Here is a 21,914-nt window from a genome sequence, read left to right as displayed (position 1 = left end):
AATCCTTAGCGCGGAAAAACCTGAAAATCAAGCGCAATACCGACAAATATCACCATACCGACCCAGTTATTGTGCAGAAAAGCTTTGAAGCACAACGCCCGGTCGCGGTTGCGAATCAACGAATATTGATAGGCAATCAAAGCGGACGCCACCGCCAAACTTGCGTAATAGAGCAGATTCATCGATTGCAACAATCCGATTGCCACCATTATCGCGATAAAACAGCTATGGCATACCATCACACCTAACACGTCAAACTGACCGAAAGTAATTGCCGAAGTTTTAATGCCGATTTTCAAGTCATCCGGTTTATCAACCATGGCGTAGGCGGTATCGTACGCAATCACCCAAAATAAATTAGCCAGCATCAGAACCCAAACAATGAGCGGCAAGCTATCGGTTTGCGCGGCAAACGCCATCGGTATGCCGAAACTGAAAGCAACGCCTAAATAAGCCTGCGGCATCGCGAAAAAACGCTTGGTAAACGGGTACGAAGCAGCCAACAAAAGCGCCGGCACCGATAACAGAATCGTCAATTGATTCAGCGGCAGGATCAGCAAAAATGCAACCAGACTCAATCCACCCGCCAGCGACAAGGCTTCTTTCGAACTCACCCGGCCCGCTGCCATCGGCCGGTGCTGGGTACGTTCGACGTGCGGATCAAAATCACGATCAGCGAAATCATTGATTACGCACCCGGCAGATCGCATGAGTACCGCGCCGAGTACAAAAATAACGAAAACCTTCCCATCAGGTAATCCCTGAGCAGCAAACCACAACCCCCAGAGCATCGGCCATAACAGCAGCAGGATACCAATCGGTTTATCCAACCGCATCAGTTGCGCATAGGTTTGAATTCGATCTGCCATGCTCATAACGGTAAATCCAAAATATCCGGCAAAAATACTTCCGTCACTAATATTGATTGTCCATGCAGCGTAAACATCGAACGCCGCGCCCATAAATGAGGCGGTTTTGTTGACAACCGGCGACAAGCACGATCGTACAGAAAATGACCGCGACTGACTTTTTTATACACCAAGGGAGTACGTTTTATTTTCGGATTTGTAAACAAAACGGTTCCGAGCGATTTATTACCCAAACCGCTTAAACCGCGCCAAGCGCCGCGTAAATTTTTACGCGCCACCACCGAATGCGCGAACACCACCGGTTTCTGGTCGCAATAAAGATACACTTCACGCACCATGGCCCATTCGCAAGGCCGTAGTTGCAAAATATCCAATTCATCGCCATACACTCTCCGTAATGATTGAAACACCGGTTGTACGAAAAAATGCGAACAACGTTCTTGGATGCGGCGTGTCAAAGAGCCGCGATCTTGCAACCAAATACGTTGAGAGTGTGAAACCGAGGTCAATGCCGCATGCCATGCCAACGGATACGCTTTATTCATCGTGGTAAAACGATTACTTCGAAATGTCGCATGATAAGAACGGTCTGAAAGCGGAAACGAAGTCGCTAAAAAATCGGATTGCAATTATACAACAGTCTTTGCAAAGGAATTGCAAAGCAAACCTAGTCATGCAGAATCATTCCAGAAATTTGCCGATATCACTTAAAATGCCCAAGCATTGTAGGAATTTTTACCATGAATTTGTTAATTTATCTCATAGATACTTTCCCTTATTCGTTACCATGTTATATTTATTCTCGTTAATTCAGTAAAAACTCTAATATTAAATAGAGCTTACACTGAATTACTTTTTCACTACTTTTATCAATTCTTCAATACATTAAATGAATAATCCGCTGGAAAAATTGGAAGTCTTTCCTTGGAATGAAAATCTTGATACCGGAATCGCGATTATTGATGAGCAACATAAAAGGCTTGTCTTGTTGCTTAATCAATTAGCTGACACGCTGGTTCGCGGTAATGTGGTAGAAATCAATGACATTTTTACTAAACTGACGCAATACGCCGAATTTCATTTTGAAACGGAAGAAGTGATCTGGGCCGAACATTTTGGCGACGATTCCTGGCTTTCTTCCCATCAGCTCAGTCATTCATCTTTTCTTCCTAAAGTTCTTGAACTTAAAGAAAACGGGAGCACTCAGTCACATACTGAAGTAATTGAAAGAATTATTCTATTCCTGATTCGCTGGTTGGCATTCCATATTCTCGATAGCGACAAACGCATGGCATATTTTATACAGTATCGTAATAAGGATTTGTCTTTCGATGATGCAAAGATTGCAGCCGACAAGAAAATGAGCGGTTCAATCCGACTCGTGATTGAGACTGTCATGCGCATGTACGACAGCCTATCTTCCACAACGTTAAAACTGATGCGCGAGAGCCATGAGCGGCTTGCGATTGAAAAGGAACTACACAAAGCTAATAAACAGTTACTTAAAGCCAATCTGAGGTTGGAAGCGCTGGCGATAACGGATCAACTGACCGATCTGCACAACCGGCGGCATTTTAATAATGTTTTTACCCGCGAATTGAAAAGAGCCAAACGCGATAAAATTCCGCTGGCTTTGATCATGCTGGATATCGATCACTTCAAGAAAGTCAACGATCATCTTGGTCATAGCGCTGGCGACCGGGTGCTGATTCAAGTGAGTCAGAAGCTAAAAGAAATTTGTCATCGTCCCGGCGATTTTCCTTTTCGTCTCGGTGGTGAAGAATTCTGCATCCTCGCAGCCAACCTGAATCACCAAGGCACTGTGGAATTTGCGGAGATTATCAGAAAAGAAATTGAAGATTTGAATATTCCTGTTCAACACTCGAGCACGCAACAATATTTGACCGTGTCGGTCGGTTGCGTCACACAAATACCCGGCAAGACGGATACGATTGATAGTTTCATGTCCGTAGCGGATATCCGCTTGTATAAAGCGAAGGAACTGGGACGTAATCGTGTTATATGCAGCACTTAGCCATCAATCTTCAGCAATCAACCTATTAAATCAATAAATCATCCACAGGTTTCAAAGCTTCCGGACGATCGGGATCATTAATCAGTTCCAGTAAATTAATTTCAATATTTCGTGAAATCGCAGTCAACGGCAGATCATTCGGTTGCAACCCAAAAGGATTCTCGATTTCATCGCCGATCGCATCCAATTCAAAAAACGCATAGGAAATCATCAGCACCACAATCGGCGTCAACACGCCGGTGGTTTCAACCAGACCGAACGGTAAAAACAAACAATACGCCGCAACGATGCGGTGAATTAATACTGAATAACTGAATGGAATCGGGGTGTTTTTAATGCGCTCGCAAGCACCTAGAATATTCGAAAATTCATTGAGCTGCGCCTCCATAAAAGGATGATTAAACTCACCCAGCCACTGGCGCTGCCGCGCCGCAGCCAGATCACCACTCAATTGTTGCAAAATAGCCAAGGGACGATGGGCTGATGCAATCGTTCTGGAAAAATCATCCGCAGATAAAAATTTTTTTATCTCTTTCGCCGAGTCCTCATTGCGCAAATGACAGCGAAGCGAGTGTGTAAAGGCGATGATACGTTTAACAAAAACAGCACGAAATTGTTTGACCTCTTCATGAGCCTGCTGCGAATCGATCATATGGCAAGCCTGGCGCGTCAAGCTGCGCGTCGTATTGACCAAAGCCCCCCAAAGTTTACGCCCCTCCCAGAATTTATCGTAGGAAGCATTATTGCGGAAGCCCAAAAAAACACCGATCGCCACACCGATTAACGCAAATGGGATTGTTGTCAGGGTATATTTCTGAATGCTGTAATACATCTCCACATAAGTCACAATCATTGCAACCATGGTTACACACAAAATCCGCGGCCAGGTTTCCGTTAAGCTGCTGCCCCGGACCTGAAACAGCAATCGCACCCAAGAGACTTTATCTTTTACAATCAATTACATCACCTTCTCTTAAACTTTTATGCTCGCAAATATTCGTTTTTATCGCCTAACCAACGATCGATATGCCGCTGCGCCAGCTGCGGATAATGATCAAGCATTTCATTAGCAGTAGCTTGTGCAGCTGTCAGTAAATCGCTATCTTGTTCGAGATCCGCAAAACGCAGCATCGGCACACCGCTCTGTCTGGCGCCGAGAAACTCGCCGGGGCCACGCAATTGCAAATCCTGCCGGGCAATTTCAAAACCATCGGATTGCTCGAAAATGATGCGCAGCCGTTTGCGAGCCACCTCGGATAATGGTTGTTGAAACAACAAAATACAGATACTGGCCTCTGATCCGCGGCCTACGCGTCCACGTAATTGGTGTAACTGCGATAACCCCATACGTTCGGCATTTTCGATCACCATCAACGACGCATTCGGTACATCCACACCAACTTCGATCACTGTCGTCGCTACCAGCAATTGAACGATACCTTGCTTGAACGAATCCATCACCTCGGATTTTTCCTGCGGAGACAAGCGCCCATGCACCAACCCGACAGTCAAATCCGGAAATACTTCCGTCAGATTCGCATGAGTTGCCTCCGCTGTTTGCAACTGCAAAACTTCTGATTCTTCAATCAACGGACACACCCAGTATACTTGCTTACCCTGCATGCAAGCATGCCGTATACGCATGATGACTTCGTCACGGCGGCTGTCCGCAACCAACTTGGTCATCACGGGTGATCGGCCGGGCAGCATCTGATCGATCATCGAGACATCCAGGTCGGCGAAATAACTCATTGACAGCGTTCGGGGAATCGGCGTCGCGCTCATCATCAACTGGTGCGGCAGTTGGTCGGATCGCGCACCTTTCATCCGCAATGCCAGACGCTGATGCACACCGAACCGATGCTGCTCGTCAATAATCGCCAATCCCAATTGTTGAAAGATCACAGAGTCTTGAAATAACGCATGAGTCCCCACGACTAATTGCGCCACGCCGGTAGAAATCTCTTCCAGCGTTATTTGCTTTTGCTTTTTTTTCTGACTTCCCGACAACCAGGCGATTCGTACCCCCAATGGTTCAAACCATGCATATAGCTTGCGGAAGTGCTGCTCAGCAAGAATTTCGGTCGGCGCCATGAGCACTGCTTGAAATCCATTCTCAATCGCTTGTAGCGCAGCCAACGCCGCCACGACCGTTTTTCCGCTGCCGACATCGCCTTGCAGTAAACGTTGCATCGGATACGGGGCGGCCAGATCGCGGCTGATTTCCTCGGAAACTCTGACTTGCGCCGGTGTCAGCTTAAAAGCCAATTGCTCAAGAAATCTTGCTGCATATTCATGCTTTCGCGCTAATACCGGTGCGCCACGGCTGCGTCGCTGCCGGTAATGCAGACGCATCGATAATTGTTGCGCCAGCAATTCATCAAATTTAATGCGCCGCCATGCCGGATGCGTCCGTGTTTGTAACGATCCGATTGATACTTCCGGCGAAGGATGATGCAGATTGAATACGCTCGTTTTGAAACTGGCCAGTTGATATCTTTTGACGATCGTATCCGGCACCGTTTCAGTCAAGACATTCGTTTGCTCGGCATTATGCAATGCTTGCCCGATAAGTTTTATCAAAGTCTTTTGCGACAACCCTGCTGTCGTAGAATAAACCGGTGTCATGGTATCCGCGAGAGGCTCGCTTACCGACACGATACGGCATTTGGGGTGAATCATTTCCATCCCCTGATATCCATGGCGAATCTCGCCCAACAGGCGTACGCGCTTCCCAATCGCATAAGTCTTTATTTGACTGGCGTAAAAATTCAAATAACGCACTACCAGGATGCCGCTTTTGTCTTCGACTTGACACACCAGTTGCCTCCTGGGACGAACCACCACCTCGTTATGAATGATGACACCTTCAACTTGTACAGTCTGCCCAGCCGACGCATCGCCAATTGGAAACAAATGCGTTTCATCTTCGTATCGAATCGGCAAATGCAAAATCAAGTCCCATTCAGTACGAATGCCTAAACGCGATAACTTTTCCTGCACACCGGGGCTGATGGTCATCGCGTCATCTACAGTCGATGCAATAAAATTTCCGCTGAGTTTTACAGTACCATCACCGCATCCATTTCCACCAATGCGCCACGCGGTAATGCTTTGACTCCGACAGCGGCACGCGCTGGATAAGGTTGCGAAAAATGACTGGCCATAATTTCGTTGACTAATGCAAAATTATCCAGATCCGTCAAAAAAATGTTCAATTTCACAATATCATTCAAATCACCGCCGCTGGCTTTTGCCACCGCTTTCAAGTTGGAAAATACCTGCTGAATCTGCGCTTCAATCCCCTCCGCCATTTGCATGTTGACCGGGTTCAATCCGATCTGACCCGACAAATAAACAGTGTCCCCTCCGTTGACTCGCACTGCTTGCGAATAGGTGCCTATCGCCTGTGGCGCATCGTTCGTATGGATAATTTGTTTCGTCATTTTCTCTCCTGATGAATGTATTCGATTTTTTTTGTTATAGTTGCCGCTTGGATGCAATCTTAGATCGCTAACTACGCTATTATGATGCAGTGAACTCGGGTACATTTCAACCAAGTCAAAAATTTTCGAGCTTTTATTCAATCTCCAAGCGATGCAGAAACTAATTATCGAGGGCGGATCGCCCTTACGAGGTGAAATATCCATTTCAGGCGCAAAGAACGCTGCATTACCGGTGTTATGCGCGGCACTCCTGACAAAAGAAACGCTCACAGTAAAGAATGTACCGGCGCTCCATGATATTACGACTATGCTGTCATTGCTTCAGCAGATGGGAACAACCATCGCGTCGCCTTATTCTTCGGAAGTTTCACTATCCGCCGCAACACTGACACACCTGGTTGCGCCTTACGAAATGGTTAAAACCATGCGTGCCGCAATTTTGGTACTTGGTCCTTTGCTGGCCCGCGCGGGGGAAGCCAATATTTCCTTGCCGGGCGGATGCGCCATCGGTTTGCGTCCGGTCGATCAGCATATCAAAGGTCTGCAAGCAATGGGAGCGGAAATTCAGATCAAACATGGTTACATTCATGCGGTCGCAAGCAGGTTACATGGTGCGCGCATTATTTTTGATATTGTCACGGTAACCGGGACTGAGAACCTGATGATGGCAGCCACCTTAGCGACTGGCACCACGATTCTGGAAAATGCCGCCCGGGAACCGGAAATAATGGATCTCGCCAATTGCCTTAACGCCATGGGCGCGAACATTCAAGGAGCTGGAACGGATATTATTACCATCGAAGGCGTTCCGTCATTGCATGGCGCCGAACATACAGTCATGCCGGATCGGATCGAAACCGGAACCTTCCTGGTCGCTGCAACCGCTACAAAAGGTGATATTTACCTGAGAGAAACCGATGTGCACTTGTTGGATGCAGTGTTGGACAAACTGACCGAAGCCGGCGCTGCCATCGACTCGGGTAAAGATTGGATTCATCTAAGCATGCAAAAAAAACCGAAATCGGTGAATATACGCACAGCGCCCTACCCCGCATTCCCTACCGATATGCAAGCACAATTCATGTCACTGAATTGTATTGCCGATGGTACCGCCATCATTACCGAAACCATTTTTGAAAACCGCTTGATGCATGTTCAGGAATTAAAACGCATGAATGCCAATATCGAGGTCGAAGGCAATGCGGCCATCATTAGCGGTATCCCGCAACTGGATGGCGCTCATGTCATGGCAACCGATTTGCGCGCCTCGGCGAGTCTTGTCATCGCTGGTTTAGTAGCCCAAGGTGAAACGATCATCGATCGTATCTATCATTTGGATCGCGGTTATGAAAACATCGAAGGAAAGCTAACCGCACTTGGTGCGCAAATTAAACGCGCCCAATAAAAAGAAAAGGCCTTTGCTCTCACAAAGGCCTTCCATCCGGGTGTGAAACTTGTTCAAAAACGCTATTGCATCCTAAAAACGCGGCTGTTTATAGCTGACCACTACCGTCGCTATTTTTTTGTTCAACCCCATGACTGGCACTACCAGAATCTTTTTACCTTCGACATCCGAACGAAGCGTGATCTTCTGCAGATTTAGAATTTCTTTAGGATAAATCTCAACGCCTTTGGTTTCTTCCAAGCGCTTATCCGTCGAAACCAGCAATTGCCCGTCGTCACCTATCAGTACAACCCGCTCAGTATCTTTCATCTTTACGATTTCACTTAAATATTGATCGATTTGATCAACATTGTTACGGATCAACTCGCCGCGCACCGCCCATGACAGAACCTGACCAAATCGCTCTTCTTCTTTAACATATTGCTGATCGGCGTATTCCCGTGCTTGCTGGGTGATCAACACACGTTCATTTTCAAGTCTCTTCACCATATCCGATTCCACTTTACTGACAGCGATCGACTTCCACACCAGCAGTACAACGATAATACCGATCAGGATAGCCGCATGCTTAGCGGGTAACTGCATGGTTGGAATTTTAGCCATCCACTCAAATTTGGCGCTTAATAACGAAAATAATGTTTCGGCCTTCGATTGATTCGGGTTTTGTTTGTTGTAATCCGTCATGGATAACTCCTTGTGTTATAGGTAGCAGGGATAAAGCTCGATTATCCATGAATCCTTAAGTTAGGAAAAGTAGCGTACGCCAAATAGATACGCGGCCCCGTCCCAATTTGTTATTTATACATCAAAATTATACAAAACGCTTAAAAAGCTCAAACCTACTCAATAATTGCTCTAGAATTCATGTTTTTCATGCAAAATTGACTCGCATCACACATGGCACAGCGAACCGGAGATCAAGTAAGACAATGAATAACAATAAAAAAGATATGGAAGATAATAAAAAGACTTGGTCAGGGCGTTTCAACGAACCGGTATCCGCCCTGGTGGAACGCTATACCGCCTCGGTGAATTTTGATCAGCGGCTGGCTGAATATGATATCCAAGGATCGTTGGCGCACGCGCAAATGCTCTCAGAACAAGGAATTATCAGTACCGACGATTTCAGCGCCATACAACACGGCTTGCAACAAATTCTTGAAGAGATACGGAATCAACAATTCTCCTGGCTGTTAGAGCAGGAAGATGTTCATTTGAATATTGAAAAACGATTGACGGCTTTAGTCGGCGATGCCGGCAAGCGATTGCATACCGGCCGTTCACGTAACGACCAAGTCGCTACCGATATCCGCTTGTTTTTACGCGCGGCGATCGATGAAATCATTCAATTAATAAAAGCCATGCAGCAGGCGTTACTCGATCTGGCAGAGCAACATCTGCACACGGTGATGCCCGGTTTTACCCACTTGCAAGTTGCCCAGCCGATCTCTTTTGGCCATCATTTGATGGCGTATTTTGAAATGCTGAAGCGCGACACCGAACGTTTAATCGATTGCCGGAAACGGGTCAATCAGTTGCCATTGGGAGCGGCTGCTTTGGCGGGCACGAGTTACCCGATCAATCGTGAACGGGTTGCACAATTACTTCATTTCGAAGGAATTTGCCAGAATTCACTGGATGCCGTCTCCGACCGTGATTTCGCGATCGAATTCAGTGCTTGTGCAGCATTGATCATGACGCATTTGTCGCGGATGTCGGAAGAATTCATTTTATGGATGAATCCGTCGTTCGGTTTTATACAACTGGCCGACCGGTTCTGTACCGGTTCATCGATCATGCCACAGAAAAGAAATCCGGATGTGCCGGAATTGGTACGCGGCAAAACCGGCCGGGTCAATGGTCATTTGATCGCATTATTAACGCTGATGAAAGCGCAGCCGCTGGCTTATAATAAGGACAATCAAGAGGACAAAGAACCGCTCTTTGATACTGTCGATACCTTAACCGATACGCTGCGAATTTACGCCGATATGCTGAGCGGTGTCCGTGTGAATCAGGAAACAATGCGCGCATCGGCATTACGCGGTTATGCCACCGCCACCGATCTGGCAGACTATCTGGTCAAGAAAGGTATTCCGTTCCGCGATGCACATGAAATCGTCGCGCAAGCGGTGCAGTATACAGAGCAAAAAGATTGCGATCTCAGTAAGCTTGCGTTGAATGAATTGCAGCAATTCTCGATACAGATTGAATCCGATGTCTTTACCGTATTGACGCTGGAAGGATCCATGAATAGCCGCAATCATACCGGCGGCACCGCGCCTGATCAAGTACGGATAGCAATCCAAAAAGCCAAAAAGTGGTTAACAACCGATCATATTTTTTCACGTGCATAACTGGCATAACATCAGCGAACAAATTTCCGCTGTCATTGGCAAACCTTTCATAGTAAAAGAATCGGACTCGATCGGTGGTGGTTGCATCAATCAAACATATTGCATAACTGACGGTTCACAGCGTTTTTTTGTCAAACTTAATTCCGCCGATGATCTTAATATGTTTGCCGCGGAATCCGCCGGTCTCGAGGAAATCCGACAATCGCATACAATTCGTGCACCACAACCCATTTGTTACGGACAGGATGACCAGCTGACATGGTTGGTACTGGAATATCTCAATCTCAACAAAAGTACGAAAGGTAAAGGATCCGACTTAGGTCAGCAACTTGCCGCCATGCATCGTATCACTTCCCCGCAGTTTGGCTGGTACCGCAACAACACGCTAGGTACCACGCCGCAGATAAATACGGCCTATGCGGATTGGATAGAATTCTGGAAAAAGCACCGCTTAGGCTATCAGTTGGCTTTAGCCCGTCAAAACGGCTTTCATGGAAAATTGCAACAACTCGGGGAACAATTGTTAATGGATTTGAATAAGTTTTTTGCAACAACTCCACCTGTTGCTTCGCTATTGCATGGTGACCTTTGGAGCGGCAATTATGCCTACGACGACCGCGGCAACCCGGTGGTATTCGATCCCGCAGTTTATTATGGCGATCGCGAAGCGGATATTGCCATGACTGAATTGTTTGGTGGGTTCGCATCCGATTTTTATTCTGCCTACCGCTATAATTATCCTCTGGATTCCGGTTATAATATCCGGAAAATAGTGTACAACCTATACCACATTCTCAATCATTTAAATCTTTTCGGCGGTAGTTACCTCTATCAAGCTGAGCAAATGATGAGTAGTTTACTTGCAGAAATTCGCTAATAAATACACATTGATCACGTTGCGTTGCTGGTTTATACGAAATACAAAGCTTTGCTACTGTTCCTATGAACTCTTCAAGATACGATAATCACTCATGACCAAATATGTCTTTGTGACCGGCGGTGTCGTCTCTTCTCTCGGTAAAGGGATCGCTGCTGCGTCCCTCGCTGCATTGCTCGAATCACGCGGACTCAAAGTCACAATGCTCAAACTGGATCCGTACATCAACGTCGATCCCGGCACGATGAGTCCGTTCCAGCACGGCGAAGTATTCGTCACGGAAGACGGCGCCGAAACCGATCTTGATTTAGGCCATTACGAACGCTTTATCAGCACCCGCATGACCCGGCACAATAACTTTACGACCGGTCAGATTTACGAAAGCGTCATCCGCAAAGAACGCCGAGGGGATTATCTGGGTGGAACCGTGCAGGTTATCCCGCATATCACCGATGAGATCAAACGATATATTCAAATGGGCGTTGGCGATGCGCAAGTTGCGATTATCGAGATCGGCGGCACGGTGGGCGATATCGAGTCGCTTCCGTTTTTGGAAGCAATCCGGCAAATGGCGGTGCAAAATCCGCGCACGGACACTTGCTTCATCCATCTCACGCTTCTTCCTTACATCGGTTCAGCAGGTGAATTGAAAACAAAACCGACACAGCACTCCGTTAAGGAATTACGAGAAATCGGCATACAACCCGATGTTTTACTATGCCGTTCCGACCGGGAAGTTCCCAAAGAAGAGCGGCGAAAGATTGCGTTGTTTACCAACGTTCAGGAAGAAGCCGTAATATCCGCGATCGACGTTGACAGTATCTATAAAATTCCTGCTTTACTGCACGAGCAAATGCTCGATGAAATTATTTGCCATAAACTGAATATCCTGGCTAAACCGGCTGATCTGAGCGTTTGGAAAAAATTGATTTATGCCTTGGAACACCCCAAACACACGATTACGATCGCCATCGTCGGTAAATATGTCGACCTCACCGAATCTTACAAATCACTGTCTGAAGCATTGATTCATGCGGGTATTCATACCAACAGCCGAATCAATATCGTGTACATCGACTCTGAAGCAATCGAGAAAGAAGGCGTCGACAGCTTGAAAAAGATGGATGCGATTCTGGTTCCCGGTGGCTTTGGCAAACGCGGGGTTGAAGGAAAAATCATGGCCATCCATTTCGCCCGTACCAACCGTATTCCCTATCTGGGTATTTGCCTGGGAATGCAGCTTGCTGTGGTTGAATACGCACGTAATGAAACCGACATGAAAGGCGCTCATAGTACCGAGTTTAACCCGGAGACCCCTTTTCCGGTCATCGGTTTGATCACCGAATGGCGCACACGTGACGGTCAAGTTGAAATCCGGGATGAAAACTCCGATATCGGCGGCAGCATGCGGCTTGGCGGCCAAGAATGCTTACTAAAAAAGAATTCTCTCGCATGGGAAAGCTATGGCGCGGACTGTATCATCGAACGTCATCGCCATCGGTATGAAGTCAATAGCTTTTATATTCCAAAATTGGAGAAGGCGGGTTTATGTATCAGCGGTTTATCCAAAGAAGAACATTTGTGTGAGATGATAGAATTGCCGGAAGTCGTACATCCTTGGTTTCTTGGTTGCCAATTTCACCCTGAATTCACCTCTACGCCACGATTAGGCCATCCACTCTTCAAATCTTATGTACAAGCAGCAATCAACTATTCCAATCAACATCAACATACCGAAGATGAAAAAATACATGTAGTACGCAACAACTAATTAATTTAGAAAAAAGGTTTTATTCCAAAGAATGATCAATCGGTCGACCCATTACTATAAGCAATTACTTGACCAACTAATAACAGCCAATAACAGGAAAAATGTAGCATGAGTGCAATCGTAGAAGTTATCGCCCGCGAAATATTGGATTCACGGGGCAACCCAACCATTGAAGCGGACGTCGTGCTGGAATCCGGCATCATTGGCCGGGCATCCGTCCCTTCCGGCGCATCGGTTGGAACCCGGGAAGCCGTTGAATTACGCGACGACGATCCGCAACGCTATACGGGTAAAGGTGTACTCAAGGCAGTTAATAACGTAAATACGGAAATTTCGGAAGCCTTAATGGGATTCGACGTGATCGATCAGAGCTTTATCGATCACGAACTCATCCGGCTCGATGGCACCGAGAACAAATCGAGACTTGGCGCTAATGCGATTTTAGCGGTATCGTTAGCGGCAGCTAAGGCCGCTGCAGATGATTGTAATTTGCCGCTTTATCGTTACTTAGGTGGCGCTGCTTCGATGTCGATGCCCGTACCATTGATGAATCTGATCAACGGCGGCGCGCATGCCAATAACAATATCAACATGCAGGAATTTATGATTGTTCCATTGGGAATTACCAATTTCCGCGATGCGGTCCGTTGCGGTGCGGAAGTTTTCAGCACGTTGAAGAAACTGATTAACAGTAAAAACATGCCGACGACCGTCGGCGATGAAGGCGGTTTTGCGCCAAATTTGGAAAACAACGAAGCGGCATTACAATTAATCGTGCAAGCTATCGATCAAGCAGGCTATCAACCCGGTAAGGAAGTTGCCATTGGGATCGATTGTGCCAGTTCGGAATTTTATCATGATGGTAAGTATCACTTGGCATCCGATGGGTTGCATCTGACTTCGGCACAATTTTCTGATTATCTCGCATCCTGGGTCGACAAGTATCCGATCATCACCATTGAAGATGGCATGAGCGAGCATGATTGGGATGGCTGGGAATTGTTAACTGATAAATTAGGCAAATCGATTCAGCTTGTTGGCGATGATGTTTTTGTTACCAATGTAAAAATTCTTCAAGAAGGTATTAAACGCGGCATCGCCAATTCAATTCTCATTAAAGTTAATCAAATTGGCACACTGACCGAAACGCTTGCCGCCATTGAGATGGCGAAATGTGCCGGTTATACCGCAGTTATTTCACATCGCTCCGGAGAAACCGAAGATAATACGATTGCCGATATCGCTGTAGCCACCAATGCTTTACAAATAAAAACCGGCTCTTTATCCCGTTCCGACCGGCTCGCAAAATATAATCAATTATTGCGAATCGAAGAAGAGCTTGGAGATGGTGCGAGATATGCAGGCCGGGGCGCATTTTATCAACTCAAATGAAGCTGCTAAGTTTCATATTGCTGTTACTGATTGTTGTATTACAGTATCCATTATGGTTCGGTAAAGCAAGCTGGCTAAAAGTCATGCAAGTCGAGCAGGAGGTTGTCGCAGCTCACGCGAATAATTTAGCGCTGCAAGACCGCAATAATAAGCTTGAAGCGGAAGTCAATGATCTAAAGCAAGGATTGGAAGCCATCGAAGAACGTGCACGTAGCGACTTAGGCATGGTTAAGGAAGGCGAAATCCTTTTTCACATTGTCAAAAGCGGTCATTCCAAATCTCCGCAACCTAGCGTGACGCCGCCACTTTCTTCTGAACTCTTCAGCCGATAAACCGCCTAAATTTAGGAATTGTTGTTTATTAATCGGGAATATTTTTCGAATAGCTTCGTTTCGGCAATTTCAAATAATAATTACGTTTGAAAAATGATTGATTGATCACATATCAGTTTCATCTGCGTATTGTGCATTTTTCGACACACAGGAGTAAAAAATGAAAAGAATCCTTCTTTTTTTAGCAACAAACCTGGCAATTGTTGTTGTTTTAAGTATTACATTGCGTTTGTTTGGTTTCGAAAGAATTTTAGATGAACAAGGAACCGGATTAAATATCAATTCCCTGCTTATATTTGCTGCCGTTTTCGGCTTTGGTGGGTCATTCATGTCCCTCGCCATGTCCAAGTGGACAGCCAAACGTTTTACAGGTGCGCAAGTCATTGAGGTCCCCAAAAATGCGCAAGAACACTGGTTGCTTAGTACTGTTCAACGTCAGGCGAAAATAGCCGGAATCGGCATGCCGGAAGTGGCCGTCTACCCTGCACCGGATGTCAATGCTTTTGCCACCGGTATGTCACGAAATGATGCTCTGGTTGCAGTCAGTACTGGGTTATTAAGTAATATGAGCCAAGATGAAGCGGAAGCTGTCCTGGCTCATGAGGTCAGTCACATAGCAAACGGCGACATGGTAACATTGGCACTTATTCAAGGCGTAGTAAATACTTTTGTCATATTCCTATCGCGTATTGTTGGTCATACCATCGACCGCGCAGTATTCAAAAATGAGGAAGGTCATGGTCCCGCATTTTGGATTACCACAATTATTGCTGAAATTGTTCTTGGTGTCCTAGCCAGCATTATCGTCATGTGGTTCAGTCGCCAGCGGGAATTCCGCGCCGATGCGGGTGGTGCAAGTCTGGCGGGTAGAGATAAGATGATCGCGGCATTGCGACGCCTTCAATCGGTTCATGAACAAGCAGCCTTACCCGATCAGTTGGCTGCTTTCGGTATCGCAGGAGGTAGTAATGGCCTCATGAGACTATTCATGTCACACCCACCATTAGAAGAAAGAATCGCAGCACTACAAGCCCAGCATTAAATATGCAAATCTATAGAAGCTCAAGTTACTATAAAAAATGACCTTGGTGAAATTAATCAGAAGGTCATTTTTGGCTATTCTTCTCTAACTCTGACTAGCAACAACAAAATTTCCCGCTATCACAGTTTTTCATTAATAAGAAGTTTCTCTAGAAAAATCTTCCCAGACATAAGGTGGATTCACCGATGGTTTCAATGGAAGCCAAAATGTCGCAGCATCCAATCCTCCAACCAGTGTCCGCCCAATGGTATGCATAAGACCGGTCGCCAAACCAACTGTAATTCCGTATACCGGCCCATCTCTCTGGCCCGTTAAAACGATATTCTTAGGTAACTCTGTCCACCCGGTTGCTACATTCGCAATTCCGCTAACAAATCTCTCGCCTGAATTATTAAAATAACTCTCTTGTGCAACCGCATGCGATGAGAAAAGGAAAAATACTGAAAGCACCCAAAATAATTTAACAATGCCTCTCATGAAAACCCCCTTTATACAGTTTTATAATTTAATTTCTGTTTAGAATGATTTAATAGCAGAAATCAATGGAAGTTTACCTTGCCATTTTTGATCAGACAATTTTAATTTAACCTGTTATAGAGGAATTAAACAAAGAAATAGAAGATTTCCCACTCTGATCTAAGAAACACAAATATAAGCGCTACTTTTGTGCTTCTGCCTTGAGACTACCACTTCCTTTGTAAGATTCTCCTACGGTTGATTCTAATTGGTGGTAATGTTGTTTTGCGTAAGCAAAAAGACTAAATCGATTCTTAATTCCGAGCTTACTAAAAATAGAAGTTAAATGATTACGTAATGTATGTTCACTCATGCACAATTTAGCTGCAATCTGCTTATTTTGCTCCCCACCAGTGCCATCAGAAAATGCTCTAAGAATCATGCATTCTTTGCGAGTTAACATAGTTATTTTTTCACTATTGGCGTCGGATGAAACTTTTCCTCGAATTCGCGAATTTTGTAACAAAATACGACCCGTTGTAATCCGATCTAACCATAGTTCACCTTCATGAATTTTCTCAATGGCGCGAAGTATTGTTTGCATCGATTCTTTTCTGTGTAATATTCCTCTTGCACCACTAAGTACCGCTCTATCAATTACTTCTTTGTCTTGCGTCTCAGTAAAAATTACAACTCGAGTATTTCCATTGTTTGCAAACTCTGGGATATGACTCACACAGTCAATATTGTTCAGAAAAATATTGAGTATAACGACGTCAGGTTGCCTTTCTACTGCAATTTTCTTGGCGTCAACAATATTTGTTGCAACGCCGATAACTTCCATCTTTGGTTTCTCACCATTAATGAGTTTTTCCAATCCCCAGAGTACTATCTGCTGATCATCGACTAACAAAACCCGGATTTGTGGCGCAGAAAATTGGGCGATCAGGCTTTTTGTTTTATCAATACCATGATACTGGCAGAAGCAAGACTCAAAATCAGAATAATCATTTCCTATAGCTTTATTGATATTATGACCTAAAGCAGTTGCTATAGTCATAGTGCGCTGAACTATTAAATCAGACGCATAAGCAGTGAAATAAATGCAAAGATTCGAATGATCAGTTTGCAAATTCAATTGTTGAGCTAAGTAAATGCCATCACAATCATTCAATTCCATATCCGTCAAAATAAGATCGGGCTTATCTTTCTTCACCCTCGCTAGAGCTTCTTGACTTGAAGTACATATACCTGTGATGTCATATTCCCATTCATCGAGCATATCTTGTAAAGTTTTACCAGATATGTATTTTTCAACAACGATTAATATCTTGGTTTCACCAAATCTACCATTGTGCGGGATTCTCGCAACTACTCGTTCTGTTTTGTTGGTCATCTAGCTTTACCTTTAAACAAACAGTTTTTTATAAAAAATAATCACACTATTACTCGAGTGCAAATCAATGAACAATTGAAAAATATAATATATACTCCCGATTAAGAACCATGCTCCGTTAGTATTTATCCAATTAATCTGTTTTTGATTTGAATCTTAATCATTATAAAAATGGCTTTAATCCTAACCACACAGTTAATTTATATTTTTCAAGCTTCTATTTCGGGTGTCAATGTATAAAACTTTAGTAAAATTCACTCGCATACCTTTGTTCAAATCTTTTTATCAAATTTCCAATAATCACTCAGACGAAAGATCCATCAATATCACTTTATCATCAATAGAATAAAGAGAAGCATCGCCACACTGGCTCAATTGCTTCCTTTCATAAATTAAACCAATCATTCATATTGATACTACCAAGAAATATAGGGTGAATGTATGACAAAACGCACATTACCGCAAAAATTCATTACAATATTTCATTGAAAGCAATCATTCTTCACCTGAACAGTCTTCTAGTTAAATTATTCGAATCTCCGATCCCTCACATGATAAAATCCGGCTTGTCCGATGTGAATCACTCAGCTAACCAATAACTTTACTCTCAGCTTTATCACTCATGGTACAACTCTCGATCAATGGACAACCGCAGCAATTTGAATCACCGATCAATATCACTCAATTAGTCGATCACCTTTCATTACAGGGCAAACGCATTGCTATTGAGCGCAACGGTGAAATCGTGCCACGCAGTCGATTTTCAGAGGAAATATTAGTAAACGGCGATCAGATCGAAATCGTGGTCGCAGTCGGTGGTGGTTAAAATCGTTTTTGCAAATTTACGCTGAGACACAAAATAAAATAGCACGTTATGAACAACTTAGTCATTGCCGGAAAAACCTATACATCCCGCTTACTTATTGGTACAGGTAAATATAAAGATTTCAACGAAACACAGATGGCGGTTAAAACCAGCGGTGCGGAAATAATAACCATTGCAATCCGGCGCACCAATATCGGGCAAAATGCCAATGAACCTAACCTACTAGACGTATTGCCACCGTCAAAATACACGTTACTGCCGAATACCGCCGGCTGTTATACCGTTGATGACGCCGTTCGAACACTGCGCCTTGCACGGGAATTGCTTAACGGCCATAGTCTCGTAAAGTTAGAAGTGCTAGGTGATCCGAAAACGTTATACCCAAACGTGATGGAAACTATTAAAGCTGCAAAAATCCTTATAAAGGAAGGATTTCAAGTCATGGTATATACCTCCGATGATCCGATCGTCGCTAAGCAATTGGAGGAATTAGGATGTGTCGCCGTAATGCCATTAGCATCACTTATTGGTTCAGGTATGGGTATTTTGAATCCGTGGAATCTGCAGATAATTATTGAAAATGCAAACATTCCAGTATTAGTTGATGCCGGAGTTGGTACGGCATCAGATGCCACTATAGCAATGGAACTCGGCTGCGATGGCGTTTTAATGAATACTGCCATCGCCACATCCAGCAACCCGGTATTAATGGCTTCGGCAATGCGCAAGGCGGTCGAATCCGGGCGTGAAGCTTATCTGGCCGGACGCATGGCAAAAAAACTCTATAGCGCCAACCCAAGCTCACCCGTCAATGGCGTCATTACCAGCACTGAAGCTTTAACTAAAAAATCGGCAAATAGTTAAGCTGAATACCCGGTAATCATTGATTAATCGCTTCATGCAACAGCAGCAATCAATTCGCAGTTTTGTACTCCGGCAAGGCCGGTTATCGGATGCACAACGTCGCGCTTGTGAAAGCTTATATCCACAATACGGCATTCCGTATCGCGAAAACCTATTGAATCTGGATCAAGTATTTGGTCGTCAAGCACCCAGAATTCTTGAAATTGGCTTTGGTATGGGTGAAGCCACTGCAAGTATCGCCAAAATGCATCCGGATATCGACTATCTCGGCATCGAAGTTCATACGCCTGGCGTTGGCAGCTTACTCAAGCTGATTCAGCAAAACGAACTGGCAAATTTACGTATCATCCAATACGATGCCGTTGCGGTAATGCAGCACATGTTGCCTGCTGAGTGTTTCGACGGCATCCACATTTTCTTTCCGGATCCCTGGCCGAAAGCCCGTCACCATAAACGCCGATTAATTCAATCGGCATTTATCTCACACTTATGCAGACATCTAAAACCCGGCGGCTATATCCATGCCGCTACGGATTGGGAAAATTATGCGATGCAAATCTTGCAAGTATTCAGCCGAGAGCAGCAGCTTCGCAATAGCGTCAGAGATTTCGCCCCACGTCCCGATTATCGACCGATAACCAAATTTGAGCACCGTGGATTAAAGGTTGGACACGGTGTATGGGATCTGTTTTTTCTGAAAAAATAACCTCTCACCAACCTCCTATTCGCCACCGTTCATTAATACTCCATATTTCCTCATGCTTCATTGAAGCGGGAATCGCTCCCGCAATGCAATTGCGTCACGAAAATAATTCACTCGACACAAATCATATTCATTGCAAAATCTCGATCAAAATCAAAATTAATTTCCGATCCTGATGCCCCTGTGATTTTTCTCACTGCCGTTTATTGCCTAGTACATTAAGCTGCATCTTCAGTACATTTCGACTATAGCGCACCGTCCATACTTTGATTAGACTTCGCGCCATTAATCGCAAATGACTGAAGTGTCACCGAGCTAAATTTCCAAGAAATTTAGCTCATTTTTTTATATATAACAGAAGGAATCTAAATGAGAAACACAATGATTGTTAGCATGCAAGCAATATCTGCATTAGTTTTTTTACTATCTTCACCAGTTTTTGCAAAAGATGATCACGAGCATGAAGATTATCGATTACCGAATATGTTTAAATCAAAAAATAACCATGGCGAAGATGCCACTTACAGTACCACAGGATTTATTGATTTAAAAAATCCTTTTTTCAAAAACTTAGGAACCAATGGTCGTAGTTGTGCTTCGTGCCATGCCCCCACGCAAGGATGGACCATCACACCATCCGGCGTGCAAAAACTTTTCGACAAAACCCAAGGATTGGATCCATTGTTCCGCTTGGTTGACGGCGCCAACTCGCCGCTCGCTGATGTATCTACCGTAGAAACACGCCGCGAGGCTTACAGTATGCTGCTAAACAAGGGTAACATTCGAGTTGGAATCGGTATTCCCGCTGACGCCGAATTCGAATTGATCGAAGCCGATGACCCCTATGGATATGCAAACGAAACGGAGTTATCATTATTCCGCCGCCCAATGCCAACCACCAATCTGAAATTTCTCAGCGCTGTCATGTGGGATGGACGCGAAACAACTCAAATGCCAGGTTCCAGTGACTGTATCTATAACACTGCAACTTGCTTCTCGCCCGTATCGTTTGACTTAAGTACCCAGGCAAACCACGCGACCTTAGGTCATGCCGAAGCATTGCAGGATCTGACCAGTGAAGAGCGTCATGCCATCGTAGCATTTGAACTCGGCTTATTTACTGCGCAAATCAATGACAACAAAGCCGGGAATCTAACCGCGGAAAAAGGGCTGGGTAGTCCTGAGGAATTAACAAAACAGCGTTATTATTTTGGTATTAATGACACTTTAGTTGGCGATTATAAAACTCGCAAACCATTTAATCCTGTTGTCATGTCGCTCTATAACAGCTGGAACGACATTAAACCGAACAAATCACCAAACAGCACTAAAAATGCCCGCGCCGCAATCGCACGCGGTCAGGCGCTATTTAATACCAAGCCAATCTTGATCAGCGGTGTCAAAGGCATTAACGATGATTTGAACATCGCGATACTGCCAGGCACGTGCACAACCTGCCACAATACACCTAATTCAGGAAATCATTCGACACCAATGCCATTGGATATCGGTGTCGCTGACGAATCGCGCCGCACACCGGATATGCCTTTGTACACCCTGAAAAATAAAACAACGAACGAAGTCATCAAGACTACCGATCCCGGACGGGCTCTGATTACCGGTAAGTGGAAAGATATCGGCCGTTTTAAAGGACCCATTTTACGCTCGGTCGCTTCACGTCCACCTTACTTCCATGACGGTTCCGCCGCAAACTTGAATGAAGTCGTGGAATTCTACAATACGCGCTTTAATATCGGTTTGACTGAAAGTGAAAAAGACGATTTGATCGCGTTTCTTGCAGCTTTATAAAGTCACAATTTTCTCTCTCTAAAAAGGGGCAGTTACTCGATGAAATTCGAGTCGATTGCCCCTCCAATTCTTCTCCACCACTGCACCACAGTAAATATATCTCAAATTCAATGATAAAAAATAACACCAAGCCGGTTGCGATAATCCTTGCCCAAGCATCGACATCAAGCGCGACTGTACCAAAAATTAATTGAAAAGCGGATAGATAAGTAAACAGAATTTGAAGTAGTACCAATATACCGACAGACATCAAAAAATTGATCGACCTAGAACTCGAATAATCTGTACTCGAATAAAAAGTGCGGCTACAATCCTGATGAACAGTGATTTCTTT

The 21,914-nt window shown here is 44.8% G+C and carries 21 protein-coding genes; 12 read left to right on the top strand and 9 right to left on the bottom strand.

The window, feature by feature from the left end:
* Positions 1-5: 5 nt before the first annotated feature.
* Both ubiA and KF839_RS03105 read right to left on the bottom strand, forming a co-directional pair.
* A complete protein-coding gene (gene ubiA / locus KF839_RS03110; protein ID WP_292916366.1) occupies positions 6-875 on the bottom strand; it encodes a 4-hydroxybenzoate octaprenyltransferase in 870 nt (289 codons plus the stop codon).
* Positions 872-1,414 carry a chorismate--pyruvate lyase family protein gene (locus KF839_RS03105; RefSeq protein ID WP_292916365.1) on the bottom strand — a complete coding sequence of 181 codons (543 nt, stop codon included), beginning with the start codon at positions 1,412-1,414 and terminating at the stop codon, positions 872-874. Before KF839_RS03105 ends, ubiA begins: the two co-directional genes overlap by 4 nt.
* 344 nt (positions 1,415-1,758) lie before the next feature.
* Between KF839_RS03105 and KF839_RS03100 the strand changes: the two genes are divergently transcribed.
* Complete coding sequence (locus tag KF839_RS03100; protein ID WP_292916364.1) at positions 1,759-2,904, top strand: GGDEF domain-containing protein; 1,146 nt, start codon at positions 1,759-1,761, stop codon at positions 2,902-2,904.
* Between the two features lie 25 nt (positions 2,905-2,929).
* Here KF839_RS03100 and KF839_RS03095 read toward each other — a convergent pair whose 3' ends face one another.
* From KF839_RS03095 to KF839_RS03085, 3 genes are read right to left on the bottom strand one after another with little or no spacing between them, the layout of a single operon-like run.
* Positions 2,930-3,862 carry a bestrophin family protein gene (locus KF839_RS03095; RefSeq protein ID WP_292916363.1) on the bottom strand — a complete coding sequence of 311 codons (933 nt, stop codon included), beginning with the start codon at positions 3,860-3,862 and terminating at the stop codon, positions 2,930-2,932.
* Positions 3,863-3,885: 23 nt separating this feature from the next.
* Positions 3,886-5,949, bottom strand: a complete 2,064-nt coding sequence (gene recG, locus KF839_RS03090) for an ATP-dependent DNA helicase RecG (RefSeq protein ID WP_292916505.1) — start codon at positions 5,947-5,949, stop codon at positions 3,886-3,888.
* 17 nt (positions 5,950-5,966) lie between these two features.
* Positions 5,967-6,350, bottom strand: coding sequence for a RidA family protein (locus tag KF839_RS03085; protein WP_292916362.1), 384 nt, complete (start codon positions 6,348-6,350; stop codon positions 5,967-5,969).
* A gap of 151 nt (positions 6,351-6,501) precedes the next feature.
* Here KF839_RS03085 and murA point away from each other — a divergent pair, with 151 nt between their 5' ends.
* Entirely contained in the window at positions 6,502-7,755 is a 1,254-nt protein-coding gene (murA, locus tag KF839_RS03080; RefSeq protein WP_292916361.1) for a UDP-N-acetylglucosamine 1-carboxyvinyltransferase, read from the top strand.
* Between the two features lie 72 nt (positions 7,756-7,827).
* On the opposite strand, the gene KF839_RS03075 is transcribed toward murA, so the two are convergent.
* Entirely contained in the window at positions 7,828-8,439 is a 612-nt protein-coding gene (locus KF839_RS03075) for a hypothetical protein (RefSeq protein ID WP_292916360.1), read from the bottom strand.
* Between the two features lie 266 nt (positions 8,440-8,705).
* On the opposite strand from KF839_RS03075, the gene argH reads away from it, so the two are divergent.
* The 6 genes from argH to htpX all read left to right on the top strand — a co-directional run bounded on the left by argH (position 8,706) and on the right by htpX (position 15,526).
* Positions 8,706-10,112: an argininosuccinate lyase gene (gene argH / locus KF839_RS03070; protein WP_292916504.1), complete on the top strand. Its 1,407-nt coding sequence runs from the start codon at positions 8,706-8,708 to the stop codon at positions 10,110-10,112.
* Positions 10,105-10,989, top strand: a complete 885-nt coding sequence (locus KF839_RS03065) for a fructosamine kinase family protein (RefSeq protein ID WP_292916359.1) — start codon at positions 10,105-10,107, stop codon at positions 10,987-10,989. Before argH ends, KF839_RS03065 begins: the two co-directional genes overlap by 8 nt.
* Before the next feature lie 94 nt (positions 10,990-11,083).
* Positions 11,084-12,760, top strand: a complete 1,677-nt coding sequence (locus KF839_RS03060; protein WP_292916358.1) for a CTP synthase — start codon at positions 11,084-11,086, stop codon at positions 12,758-12,760.
* A gap of 108 nt (positions 12,761-12,868) precedes the next feature.
* Positions 12,869-14,152, top strand: coding sequence for a phosphopyruvate hydratase (gene eno, locus KF839_RS03055; RefSeq protein WP_292916357.1), 1,284 nt, complete (start codon positions 12,869-12,871; stop codon positions 14,150-14,152).
* Positions 14,149-14,484, top strand: a complete 336-nt coding sequence (gene ftsB, locus KF839_RS03050; RefSeq protein WP_292916356.1) for a cell division protein FtsB — start codon at positions 14,149-14,151, stop codon at positions 14,482-14,484. The genes eno and ftsB overlap by 4 nt, the downstream gene beginning before the upstream one ends.
* A 160-nt stretch (positions 14,485-14,644) precedes the next feature.
* A complete protein-coding gene (gene htpX, locus KF839_RS03045; RefSeq protein ID WP_292916355.1) occupies positions 14,645-15,526 on the top strand; it encodes a protease HtpX in 882 nt (293 codons plus the stop codon).
* Positions 15,527-15,658: 132 nt separating this feature from the next.
* Here htpX and KF839_RS03040 read toward each other — a convergent pair whose 3' ends face one another.
* Complete coding sequence (locus KF839_RS03040) at positions 15,659-16,003, bottom strand: exosortase system-associated protein, TIGR04073 family (RefSeq protein WP_292916354.1); 345 nt, start codon at positions 16,001-16,003, stop codon at positions 15,659-15,661.
* 181 nt (positions 16,004-16,184) lie between these two features.
* On the bottom strand, positions 16,185-17,378 hold the full coding sequence (locus KF839_RS03035; protein ID WP_292916353.1) for a response regulator transcription factor: 1,194 nt from the start codon (positions 17,376-17,378) through the stop codon (positions 16,185-16,187).
* Positions 17,379-18,000: 622 nt separating this feature from the next.
* On the opposite strand from KF839_RS03035, the gene thiS reads away from it, so the two are divergent.
* The 4 genes from thiS to KF839_RS03015 all read left to right on the top strand — a co-directional run bounded on the left by thiS (position 18,001) and on the right by KF839_RS03015 (position 21,580).
* Positions 18,001-18,204, top strand: coding sequence for a sulfur carrier protein ThiS (gene thiS / locus KF839_RS03030; RefSeq protein ID WP_292916352.1), 204 nt, complete (start codon positions 18,001-18,003; stop codon positions 18,202-18,204).
* A 48-nt stretch (positions 18,205-18,252) separates the two neighbouring features.
* A complete protein-coding gene (locus KF839_RS03025; RefSeq protein ID WP_292916351.1) occupies positions 18,253-19,068 on the top strand; it encodes a thiazole synthase in 816 nt (271 codons plus the stop codon).
* Between the two features lie 34 nt (positions 19,069-19,102).
* A complete protein-coding gene (gene trmB, locus KF839_RS03020) occupies positions 19,103-19,774 on the top strand; it encodes a tRNA (guanosine(46)-N7)-methyltransferase TrmB (RefSeq protein WP_292916350.1) in 672 nt (223 codons plus the stop codon).
* A gap of 378 nt (positions 19,775-20,152) precedes the next feature.
* Positions 20,153-21,580 (top strand): cytochrome c peroxidase, encoded by a 1,428-nt coding sequence (locus KF839_RS03015; protein ID WP_292916349.1) that lies wholly within the window; start codon positions 20,153-20,155, stop codon positions 21,578-21,580.
* Here KF839_RS03015 and KF839_RS14850 read toward each other — a convergent pair.
* Positions 21,519-21,842 carry a hypothetical protein gene (locus tag KF839_RS14850; RefSeq protein WP_416362344.1) on the bottom strand — a complete coding sequence of 108 codons (324 nt, stop codon included), beginning with the start codon at positions 21,840-21,842 and terminating at the stop codon, positions 21,519-21,521. The two genes, KF839_RS03015 and KF839_RS14850, sit on opposite strands and share 62 nt — an antisense overlap.
* Between the last annotated feature and the right edge of the window lie 72 nt (positions 21,843-21,914).

Origin of the sequence: Nitrosomonas sp. (genome assembly GCF_019635155.1) — a bacterium.
Taxonomy (GTDB): Bacteria; Pseudomonadota; Gammaproteobacteria; order Burkholderiales; family Nitrosomonadaceae; genus Nitrosomonas.
The sequence above is the reverse complement of the archived record's forward strand: the minus strand, read 5'-3'. Positions and strand labels throughout refer to the sequence as shown.